Source organism: Mesorhizobium sp. M7A.F.Ca.MR.176.00.0.0 (genome assembly GCF_004023165.1).
Lineage (GTDB): Bacteria > Pseudomonadota > Alphaproteobacteria > Rhizobiales > Rhizobiaceae > Mesorhizobium.
The window spans coordinates 18,057-27,661 of the sequence record NZ_RZTC01000059.1 but is presented as its reverse complement, the minus strand read 5'-3'; the positions used below and the strand labels follow the sequence as shown (position 1 = coordinate 27,661).

The 9,605-nt window shown below is 63.5% G+C and carries 13 protein-coding genes; 4 read left to right on the top strand and 9 right to left on the bottom strand.

Annotation, left to right across the window (positions count from 1 at the left end; genetic code table 11):
• The first annotated feature begins 2 nt into the window (after positions 1-2).
• Complete coding sequence (locus tag EOB59_RS20015; protein WP_245486677.1) at positions 3-1,727, top strand: CHASE3 domain-containing protein; 1,725 nt, start codon at positions 3-5, stop codon at positions 1,725-1,727.
• A gap of 198 nt (positions 1,728-1,925) precedes the next feature.
• Positions 1,926-2,675 (top strand): bifunctional 2-polyprenyl-6-hydroxyphenol methylase/3-demethylubiquinol 3-O-methyltransferase UbiG, encoded by a 750-nt coding sequence (gene ubiG / locus EOB59_RS20010; RefSeq protein ID WP_127809232.1) that lies wholly within the window; start codon positions 1,926-1,928, stop codon positions 2,673-2,675.
• 20 nt (positions 2,676-2,695) lie between these two features.
• Here ubiG and EOB59_RS20005 read toward each other — a convergent pair whose 3' ends face one another.
• Both EOB59_RS20005 and EOB59_RS20000 read right to left on the bottom strand, forming a co-directional pair.
• Positions 2,696-3,214 carry a flavin reductase family protein gene (locus tag EOB59_RS20005; protein ID WP_128289068.1) on the bottom strand — a complete coding sequence of 173 codons (519 nt, stop codon included), beginning with the start codon at positions 3,212-3,214 and terminating at the stop codon, positions 2,696-2,698.
• 142 nt (positions 3,215-3,356) lie between these two features.
• On the bottom strand, positions 3,357-4,247 hold the full coding sequence (locus tag EOB59_RS20000) for a DMT family transporter (RefSeq protein ID WP_128289067.1): 891 nt from the start codon (positions 4,245-4,247) through the stop codon (positions 3,357-3,359).
• Between the two features lie 96 nt (positions 4,248-4,343).
• On the opposite strand from EOB59_RS20000, the gene EOB59_RS19995 reads away from it, so the two are divergent.
• Positions 4,344-4,829, top strand: a complete 486-nt coding sequence (locus tag EOB59_RS19995) for a MarR family transcriptional regulator (protein ID WP_127397870.1) — start codon at positions 4,344-4,346, stop codon at positions 4,827-4,829.
• 96 nt (positions 4,830-4,925) lie between these two features.
• On the opposite strand, the gene EOB59_RS19990 is transcribed toward EOB59_RS19995, so the two are convergent.
• Genes EOB59_RS19990 through EOB59_RS19970 form a run of 5 tightly spaced genes read right to left on the bottom strand, consistent with a single transcriptional unit; the run spans position 4,926 to position 7,999 of the window.
• The gene (locus tag EOB59_RS19990; protein WP_127322210.1) at positions 4,926-5,588 is read right to left on the bottom strand and encodes a hypothetical protein; all 663 of its coding nucleotides are present in this window, start codon (positions 5,586-5,588) and stop codon (positions 4,926-4,928) included.
• A 14-nt stretch (positions 5,589-5,602) separates the two neighbouring features.
• The gene (locus EOB59_RS19985; protein ID WP_023811158.1) at positions 5,603-6,028 is read right to left on the bottom strand and encodes a DUF1178 family protein; all 426 of its coding nucleotides are present in this window, start codon (positions 6,026-6,028) and stop codon (positions 5,603-5,605) included.
• Positions 6,025-6,891 (bottom strand): carbon-nitrogen hydrolase family protein, encoded by an 867-nt coding sequence (locus EOB59_RS19980; protein ID WP_127397868.1) that lies wholly within the window; start codon positions 6,889-6,891, stop codon positions 6,025-6,027. Before EOB59_RS19980 ends, EOB59_RS19985 begins: the two co-directional genes overlap by 4 nt.
• Positions 6,892-6,901: 10 nt before the next feature.
• Positions 6,902-7,171, bottom strand: coding sequence for a glutaredoxin 3 (gene grxC / locus EOB59_RS19975; protein ID WP_127397866.1), 270 nt, complete (start codon positions 7,169-7,171; stop codon positions 6,902-6,904).
• A gap of 27 nt (positions 7,172-7,198) precedes the next feature.
• Positions 7,199-7,999 carry a ComF family protein gene (locus tag EOB59_RS19970; RefSeq protein ID WP_127809229.1) on the bottom strand — a complete coding sequence of 267 codons (801 nt, stop codon included), beginning with the start codon at positions 7,997-7,999 and terminating at the stop codon, positions 7,199-7,201.
• A 65-nt stretch (positions 8,000-8,064) separates the two neighbouring features.
• On the opposite strand from EOB59_RS19970, the gene EOB59_RS19965 reads away from it, so the two are divergent.
• The gene (locus EOB59_RS19965; RefSeq protein WP_127809228.1) at positions 8,065-8,940 is read left to right on the top strand and encodes a methyltransferase domain-containing protein; all 876 of its coding nucleotides are present in this window, start codon (positions 8,065-8,067) and stop codon (positions 8,938-8,940) included.
• Positions 8,941-8,967: 27 nt separating this feature from the next.
• Here EOB59_RS19965 and EOB59_RS19960 read toward each other — a convergent pair whose 3' ends face one another.
• Positions 8,968-9,153 (bottom strand): Flp family type IVb pilin, encoded by a 186-nt coding sequence (locus tag EOB59_RS19960; protein ID WP_013529446.1) that lies wholly within the window; start codon positions 9,151-9,153, stop codon positions 8,968-8,970.
• Between the two features lie 109 nt (positions 9,154-9,262).
• On the bottom strand, positions 9,263-9,577 hold the full coding sequence (locus EOB59_RS19955) for a hypothetical protein (RefSeq protein ID WP_013529445.1): 315 nt from the start codon (positions 9,575-9,577) through the stop codon (positions 9,263-9,265).
• Positions 9,578-9,605 lie beyond the last annotated feature (28 nt).

The following is a 9,605-nucleotide window of genomic DNA, read 5'->3' as shown; positions in this document are numbered from 1 at the left end:
CAATCGAATATCAGCAATTGCTTTCGGGTCTGCTTTCTCTGGCGCAGGAAGCCGAGAGCGGCCAGCGGGGCTACCTGCTGACCGGCGAGAAATCCTATCTCGAACCCTATCGGAGCGCTGTCGGCGCCATTCCGGGCCAACTTGCCCACATCGACAGCTTGACCGCCCCCGACGACCAGCTCGTCCAGCCGATCAACCATATCAAGGACGCGCTTTCGCAAAAGCAGGCTGAACTGGCCGAGACGATTGCCCTGTACGACCAGGGCAATGCGACGAAAGCGCTGGATCTGATTCGCAGCGGCCAGGGCAAGGCCGTGATGGACGAAATCCGGACCAGCATGGATACGGTCCGACGCATCAGCGCCGCAGCCGTCGCCGCGCGCGACGCGCATACCGACCAGGTCGAGGCCTGGCTACGCATCGGTTCGCTGGCGGCGCTGCTGGCGATCTTCCTGCTTGCCGGCTACGCGATCAGGGAATCGCGCCGCCGCTTCCGTGAGGTGGCCGTCGCCCAGGATGAGTTGGTGCGCAAGAACGTCGCCCTCGGTAAGGAGATCGAGACTCGCGAAAAGGCCGAATCCCAGATCCGCCAGATGCACAAGATGGAGGCGGTCGGCCAGCTTACAGGCGGCATCGCCCACGACTTCAACAACATGCTGGCGGTGATCATCAGCGCCATGAACCTCGCCCAGCGCAAGCTGGCGCGCGGCGAGCACGACATCGCACAATTCATCGACGCGGCGATCGATGCCGCGACCCGTGCCGCCAATCTGACGGCCCGGCTGCTCGCCTTCTCGCGCCAGCAGCCGCTGGCGCCGCAGATCGTGGACGCCAACCGTCTGCTGACCGGGATGTCCGACCTGATCCGGCGGGCACTCGGCGAAACCATCCGTATCGAAACGGTGCTGGCGGGAGGCTTGTGGAAAACCCATGCCGACCCGAGCCAGATCGAGAACGCCGTTCTCAACCTAGCCGTCAACGCCCGCGACGCCATGGGCGATGATGGCAAGCTGACCATCGAGACCGCCAACAGCCATCTCGACGACAGCTACGCCGCCGCCCATGCCGAAGTCGCGGCCGGCCAGTATGTGATGATCGCCGTCAGCGATACCGGTTCGGGCATGACCCCCGATGTCATCGCCAAGGCCTTCGAACCCTTCTTCACCACCAAGGCGGTCAACAAGGGCACCGGCCTAGGGTTGAGCCAGGTGTTCGGCTTCGTCAAGCAGTCGGGTGGCCATGTCAACATCTATTCCGAACCCGGCGAAGGCACGACGATCAAGATCTACTTGCCGCGGTATTTCGGCGCCGAAGAGCCGGCCGTGACCACGCGGCGAGGCGACAACACCGCCGCACCGGTCACCGAAACGATCCTTGTCGTCGAGGATGATGCCCGCGTGCGGGTCTCCACGACTGAGGCCATACGAGAACTCGGATACACCGTCATTCATGCAGCGAGCGGCGAGGAAGCGTTGCAGAAACTGGCGGAGAACCCGAACATCGCCCTGCTGTTCACCGACATCGTCATGCCCGTCATGAACGGCCGCAAGCTGGCGGAAGAGGCCGTTGCCCGCATGCCGCTGCTGAAGGTGATCTTCACCACCGGCTTCACCAGGAACGCGGTGGTCCACAACGGCGTGCTCGACCACGACGTGCATTTCCTCGCCAAGCCCTTCACCATCGAGCAACTGGCGGCGAAACTGCGTGACGTGCTCGGCACGAAGTAGGTCGGCCACTCTGTCAGCCCCTTGGCAGCATCGAAAATTGTTGCCTTGACATTCGCGGCCTCACGCCCGACTTCCTAGCGCATGACCCCGAAATCGAAGTCGATTTCGGAAAGGATCATGCGCAGAATCTAAAGTGCTACAGCGTCCTTTGCGCGTCCAAGAGGACGCGCGGCGCTGTAGTGTCGAGGAGACCAACCCATGCCAGAGCCCCGACGATCGACGATCGATGCCGGAGAGGTGGAGCGCTTTTCCGCCCTTGCCGCCGAATGGTGGAACCCGAACGGCAAGTTCCGTCCCCTGCACAAATTCAATCCGGTCCGGCTGGCCTATATCCGCGACCAGATAGCAACGCGCTTCGGCCGTGACCCGCGCGCTGCAAGGCCTTTCGAGGGCCTGCGCATCCTCGACATCGGCTGCGGCGGCGGACTTCTGTGCGAGCCGATGGCGCGGCTTGGCGCCGAAGTCGTGGGTGCGGATGCCTCCGAAACCAATATCGAAGTGGCCAAGCTGCACGCCGCCGAGGGCAATGTCAGCATCGACTATCGCGCCACGACGGCTGAGGACCTTGCCGACGCCGGCGAAAAGTTCGACGTCATCCTCAACATGGAAGTGGTCGAGCATGTCGCCGACATCGACCTGTTCGTCGCCAAATGCGGCGAGATGGTGCGGCCCGGCGGCGTCATGTTCGTGGCCACTATCAACCGCACGCTGAAGGCGCTGGGCTTAGCCATCATCGGCGCCGAATATGTGCTGCGCTGGCTACCGCGCGGCACCCACCAGTTCGGCAAGCTGGTGCGCCCGGAAGAACTCGAAAAGGCGCTTGGCGGCGCCGGCCTGACCATCATCGACCGCACCGGCGTCACCTACAACCCGCTGGCCGACCGCTGGGCACGCTCGAAGGACATGGACGTCAACTACATGGTCCTGGCGGAAAAAGGCTCAGTCTGACCTTATTCTGAATTCTGGCCTTATTCAGAATTCAGCGGCCTGTAGCCGCCGCGCCAGTAGATCAGCGCCTGGCCGGCATCGTGGGTGCGCACGGCCTCGACCGAGCCGATGACGATGGAATGCGTGCCGCGATCGATCATCTCGTCGAGGCTGCAGTCGAAGGCGGCCACCGCGTCCGAAAGCAGTAAAGCTCCGGTCTTGAGCGTCGTCCATTCGGCGCCCTCATAGCGGTCCTGGCCCTTGATGCCGCCAAAGCCGGAGAACCGCTCGGCCACGCGCTGATGCTTGGGCCCAAGCGAATTGACGCCGAAATGCCGGTAGCGTTCGATCACCGGCCAGGTCGACGACGACCTGTTGACGCAGGCGATCACCTTGGGCGGCTCGGCCGACAGCGAGACGACCGAAATGACCACCAGGCCGGAGCGATCCTCGCCGGTGCCGGCGGTGATGACGCTGACATTGCCGACGATCAGCCGCATCGCGGCGCGAAAATCAGCTACATCGACAGCAGTCGCCTCTGATGTCTTCGGTTCGTTCATGGCTTGCTCCAGAGCACGATTCCAAAAAGGGAACGGTCCTCGGAAAAGATCACGCTCAAACAGGAAGATAAAGCAGATCTGGATACAAATTCAGGTGAAATCGGCTCCAGGCGCGAAGGTGATTCGGATCCCTTGCGACCGCTCACGCCTTCTGGCTTTGTGCCCTGGTGGTGATGAACACGCCGGCGGTGATGATGAGCGCGCCTGCCCGGGTCAGCAGCTGATAGTGCTCGCCGAGGAAGATGGTTCCGGCAAACAGGCCGACGGCCGCCGCGACATAACCGATCTGGCTGAGATAGACCGGGCCGCCAACCGCTTGCAGCCTGAAGAAGAAGGCGAACATAGCCGACGCCGACGCGACCTGCGCGATGACCACCAGCGGCACGCCGCCGAGTGGCGCGAAAGCCTCGCCGCCGAACAGGAGGAGAATGCCGGCAAGCAGCATCGCCGCCGACGCCAGATGGCTGCCGACGGCAAGCTCGATCGGGCCGGTGCCGTCCGGCCAGTCGACCGTACGATAGATGTTGCCGACGGCAAGGCTGACCGGGATGAGCAAACCCATCACTACCCAGAACAAATCGGCCGGCTGGCCGGCCTCGCCGCGCGTCACCGCGACCATGACGGCGCCGACGAAGCCGACGGCGATGCCGACAATGCCCAGCATGTTGGGGCGCCGGACACGCAACAGGATCGAGAACACCAGTGTGATGACAGGCGACAGGGTGAACATGATGCCGGTGTAGCCGGCGCCCAGATGCGGGATGGCCGAGAACATCAGGAGGTTGGGGACAGCATAGGACACCGCGGCAGTCACGAAGAAATAGCGCAATTTGTGCGCGGTGAGCCGGACCCGCTTGCCGCGAGCCAGGAGCACGCACAGCAAGACCCCGCCGGCGCCGAGCGAGATGACGAAGGCCCAGACCATGGCCGGCACGTCGGCAGCCGTGGCGAGCTTGCCGAACGGCAGCGTCAGGCCGAGCAGGCCGCCGGTGACGACCAGCAGGCCGAGCGCCGAATCCCAGAGAAGTTTCATTGACCGAATCCTGTAGCGCGGCCCTTGGCCGGCATTGCATGTTATGATAAGATAATGGAAAGATTCTTAACGTCAAGATATATGATGGTGAGACAATTGGACAGGGCAGCAAGAGCGATCGAGCAATGGAAGCGGGAGCGGCCCGATCTGGATGTCTCGCCAATGGGTGTGCTCGGGCGGCTGAACGAGGCCTCCTCGCTGATCGCCCGCGAGCGCCTGGCGCCGTTGTTTGCCCGTTATGGATTGCAGTCCGGGGAATTTGACGTGCTGGCAACGCTGCGCCGTTCAGGCTCTCCCTACGCGCTGACGCCGACCGCTCTCTACGAGGCGACGATGGTGACGTCCGGCGCCATGACCAACAGGCTAGACCGGCTCGAAACGTCCGGATTGATCCTGCGCGGGCCGCATCCCAACGATAGGCGCGGCATTGTCGTGCGGCTGACCGACAAGGGCCTGGCCTTGATCGATGAAGCCGTTACCGCCCACGTGGCCAACGAACACGAGGTTCTCTCGGGCTTGACGCCGGCGGAACAGGAGACGCTCTCTCGGCTGCTTGAGAAATTGATCGGGAGTATGGGCTAGAGCAATTCTAGGAAAAGTTTTCCGCCTGGAATTGCTTCAAAACAAATAGTTAGAGCAGCTCGCCGTTTCCGCGAAACGGTGAAATGCTCTAGCCGGTCAGTTCATAGGCTGCCGCGAGAACCGGCGCCGGTGTTTCCAGCGCTGGTATGATACGGTGAGGTGGACAAGCCGGGTCGGCATGTTGAGGTAGAGCAGAGCATCTCGCAAACCACTGAGATTTCGCTCACTCATCGCCTTGTCGGAAAAGTCCGGCATGGCCTCAAGTGTCGCTTCAGCTTGCTGGCCCCGGCCCTTTCCTGTCGGCAATCTGGCCGCAAAGGCTATTTCTCGACGCAGACAGACCTGCTCGACGCGATCCCGCAACGCCTCTTCGTAGCCGATACCGCATCGCATAAGCCGCGCGTGGGTGGCCTCATGGACGATAATCGAAGCGACCAATTCCGGCGTCGTCTCTTCGCTGATGATATGGCGCTCGTCCAATTCGCACGCCTTGGAGGAGTTCGCCCATTGCGCGACTGAAGCAGGAAGGGTTGTGACGAATACCTGTCTTACGTCACCAAGCAGCCGTCTGTAGCGCACTGGATCAAAATCACGAATAAGCTGAAGCGCCTCGACGATCTTGTCGGTGCCCTTGTCGCTGATGATGAGCAATCCGTCGACCGTTCGGGTACCGCTAAGCTTCACGGCGGCCCAGCGGGCCAACCGGCCAACGACGGCTCTTATGCTGCGTTCCGGCTCAATCGCTTCTGGGTCGCGCAAAGCTCCCTCGGAATTCAGTTGCGATCGTCCGGGAACACCGGGATGGGCATGAACTCGACGCCGTCCTCGGCCAGGCTCTTGGCTTCATCCAGCGTCGCCTCGCCATAGATGCCGCGCGGGTCGCTCTCGCCGAAATGGATCTTTCGCGCTTCCTCGGCGAACTTGTCGCCGACATAGTCGGCATTCTCGCGCACCTTCTCGGCCATCGCCTTGAGCTGTGCCAAAGCCTGCTTCTGCGCCTCGCCCATGGCGAGCGCTATGGTTTCCTGCTTGCGCGCCGTGGAGACAGCCGGCGCCATCAGCGCCTTCTGCACCTTGTGCGAGCCGCAGGTGGGGCAATCGACAAAGCCGCGCTTCTTCTGGGTGTCGAAATCGTCGTTGCTGCGGAACCAGCCTTCGAATTCGTGCTCGTGCTCGCAGATCAGGGCAAAGCGGATCAAGAGGCTGCACCCCTGAGCCGCGGCGCCTCGCCCAAGCCGGCATTGACGGCGAAATCCCGCGCATTCCTGAGATTGGGGATCTTCTTGCGCGCGGCAAGCGACTGCGCCGGGTCGATCTCGGCGACGATCACATCAGGCTCGTCATGCGCGGCTTCCGCGATGATACGGCCCCACGGATCGACGATCAGCGAATGACCGTAGGTCTCGCGGCCATCCTCATGCAGGCCGCCCTGCGCGGCGGCGATGACATAGGCGCCATTCTCGATGGCGCGGGCCCTGAGCAGCACGTGCCAGTGCGCCTCGCCGGTCTGACGGGTGAAGGCGGCAGGTACGGAAAGCAGATCGGCGCCGGCCAGTGCCTCGGCGCGGAACAATTGCGGAAAGCGCAAATCGTAGCAAACGGCAAAGCCGAGCTTTGCACCCTCGATCTCGGTGACGACGGCCTCGGTGCCCGGTTCGTAGGCAGCGGATTCACGCCAGCTCTCACCATTGTCGAGGTCGACATCGAACATGTGGATCTTGTCGTAGGTGGCGAGCGCAGCACCATCCGGGCCAAACAGCAGCGCCCGGTTGGCGAGCTTGCCGTCGGCCCGCAGGATGGCGGTCGAGCCGATATGCAGGAAGACGCCGAGTTCCTTGGCCAATCTGCGCGCGGTCGAAACGACGATGTCCTTGTCTTCGGACGTAAACGAGGCGGCGCGAGCTTCCTTGTCGCGGATCAGCGCACCGGTCATTTCCGGCGTCTGGATGTAGGTCGCGCCCTGGCTTGCCGCCTCACGCACCAGCCGTTCGAGATCGACCGCGTTGCGCTCGGGACTCTCGCCTGAACGCATCTGGATCGCAGCGGCTTTGAAAACACCCATCGTCATTCCCTTAATTCGTCGCGCCGTTGGCGAGCAGTTTGTCCAGCCGGCCTTCGGCCTCCAGCTCGTGGAGGTCGTCACAGCCGCCGATATGCGTATCGCCGATGAAAATCTGCGGAAAGGTCGTGCGGCCATGCGCCCGTGAGATCATCTCCTGGCGCAGTTCCGGCGAGAAGGAGGCATCGTGCTCGGTAAAGACGACGCCCTTGCGCTCGAGCAGCCGCTTGGCTGCCGTGCAATAGCCGCACATCATACGGGTGTAGATCGTGACATCGGCCATGACGAATTTCCGCTGTTCGTTGCCGACTTATATAGTCGCGGACTCGTCCGCCCGAAAGTCCCCCGGCAACACACGGGCAAAGGTCAGCACGTCGACGGCGGCCGCACCTCCCCTTTTCAGCGCCTTGGTGGCGGAACGCACCGTGGCGCCGGTGGTGTAGACATCGTCGATCAAAAGCACCCTGCGGCCGGCGATCTCGATTTCCGCCTCGGCGGGTACCCGAAAGGCCGCCCGCACATTCTCCTCGCGCTCGCTGCGCTCCAGCCCGACCTGCTGGCGGGTGAGTTTCACGCGCCGCACCGCCGAGGGGGCGAAGGGCAGTTCGCTGAGCACCGAGACCGCCCGCGCCAGTTCCGCCGATTGGTTGAAGCGCCGCCTGAAAAAGCGCCGCCAGTGCAGCGGCACCGGCACCACCACATCCGCCTCGGCGATGAGATCGGCACCCGCACGCACCATCCAGCGCGCCATCCATGGTGCCAGATCCGTGCGATCCTGGTATTTCAACCCTTGCACCATCTGGCGGGCAACGCCGGAATAGGCGACCGCCGCCCGCGCCCGCTCGAAAGGCGGCGGATCGGCAATCGCCTCGGCCGACAGAAAGCCTTCGCCCATATGATGGGTGAACGGCGTGCCCATGACCGGGCACCATGGCCGCTCCAGCAGCCTGAGCTTCGGCCAGCAGGCGCCGCACAGCACGCCTGGCTGCGAGACATGCCGGCGGCAACCGGCGCAGACCGGCGGAAACAGCATACGCGCCGGCCAGCCGACAACCGACCGCGCCAGGTTCGTGATCGCGATGGACTTGATCTTGGGCATCGGATCGGCCACGTGGTTGCTCCTGCGCGCCACTATATCAACGATCCCGGAGCGTGGACAAACAAAGGATCTGCCCGTTGCAGCCGATAATGGATACCTCTCTATGGCTGGCGCACAAGCGGCGCGCCCTTGCTCATCCGGTCGACGGTGCGGACTTCCTCATGCGCCGCACGGCCGAGGACCTTGCCGACCGGCTGGGTGCCGTCGAGCGCAGGTTCGGCAAGGCGGCTGTGCTGTTTTGCCAGACGCCGGCAGCAGCCGAAACGCTCGCCGAAAGCGGCAAGGTCGCCGACATCGTCCGCGTCGAGGCGGACACGGCCTTCCTGAGCGGTGGCGGCGCCGGCTTGATCGCACCGCTCGAAACCGTGCCGTTCGAAGCGGAAAGCCTCGATCTGGCGGTGTCGCTTCTGTCGCTGCAGGCCATGAACGACATCCCCGGCATGCTGATCCAGATCCGCCGTGCGTTGCGGCCGGATGGGCTTTTCCTCGGCGCCTTTGCCGGCGCCGGTACGCTTTTCGAGTTGCGCGAAAGCCTGCTTTCGGCCGAGACCGAGCTTTACGGCGGCGCCAGTCCGCGTGTCGCCCCGTTTACCGACGTGCGCGATGCCGGTGCGCTGCTGCAGCGCGCCGGTCTCGCTCTGCCGGTCGCCGACGTAGAGACGGTGACGGTGCGCTATGCCAGCCTGTTCAACCTGATGGCGGATCTGCGGGCCATGGGCGAAACCTCTGCGCTCACCGATCGCAGCCGGCGGCCGGGCTCGCGCAAGCTGTTTGCCCGCGCGGCGGAAATCTACGCCGAGCGGTTTTCCGACCCCGACGGCCGCGTGAGGGCAAGTTTCTCGATTGTCTGGATGTCCGGCTGGGCGCCCGACGCATCGCAGCAAAAACCGCTTAAGCCAGGGTCGGCCAAGGTCTCGCTGAGAACAATCCTGGAGGCGCCCGGCGGGCAATGATCCTGCCCGCAGGCGCGGAAAGCCGGATCAGGGCGTGGGTGCGAAAGCGTTCGCAAGCTTGCTGTTGTTGTCGCTGAACAGCCAGATGATCCCGTCGCGGACCTCACCGATACCGCCGACGATGGCCAGCGACAGCACGGCGATGATGACGCCATATTCGACGGCCGTGGCGCCGGTCTCGTCGTTCAGAAAACCCAGCAGCACTGCTTTCATGGCCTCAACCCCTCTGTCCGGGACCTTACCGCCGACCTGTTAAGAAAGGTTAACGGCAAAGGCTTAACAGGCGATGAAACCGCCGCCTTTCCGAAATCTCTTAACCATGTCAGCAGTCGCCGCTGCTCCTGCCATTGGACCTGATGATGCAGACCGAGCTCGGTTGCGGCTGCAGCACGCTGCGGCGCAGCGTGTAGGTTTCGCGATGGCCGATCGAGCCTGTCGCCGCCATGTCAAGCCCGCCGAAACCATCACGGGCCGACAGCGAGCGTGTCTGGCTGTCGAGGAAAGGGGTTGCAATCAGCGCCAGCGCCACCGCGGCCGAACCGAACAGCAGCGTGATGCGCAATATGCCCATGCCCGCATCGGCGGCGCGAAAACCGCGCTCGGGCCGGATCGAGTCCCAATCCCTGTCTAGGCTCATGCTATCGCTCCCCGGCAAATCGACGGCT